At 63.1% G+C, this 249-nt stretch carries 1 protein-coding gene; it reads right to left on the bottom strand.

The genetic code is table 11. The annotated features are described in order from the left end of the window. Nucleotides 1-11 precede the first annotated feature (11 nt). On the bottom strand, nt 12-249 hold a 238-nt coding region (locus SD455_RS16725; protein ID WP_445508763.1), incomplete at its 5' end, for an EAL domain-containing protein.

A 249-nucleotide genomic window follows, 5' to 3' on the forward strand; every position in this document is an offset into this window, starting at 1 on the left:
GTCGCGCGGTGTTACAACCAGTTCGGATAGCGGCGCAGATGTTCGGCGAGCAGCTTGCCGGCGATCGGGCGATCGAACAGATAGCCCTGACCAATGTCGCAGCGCTGGCTGCGCAGGTAGCGCAGCTGCGCGGCCGTTTCCACGCCCTCGGCCACGACTTTCAGACGCAGATTGTGGGCCATGGCGATCACCGCCGAAGTGATCTCCATGTCGTCCTGGCTGTCCGGAATGTCCTTGATGAAGCTGCGG

The sequence above is a fragment of the Nesterenkonia sp. K-15-9-6 genome, assembly GCF_052656005.1.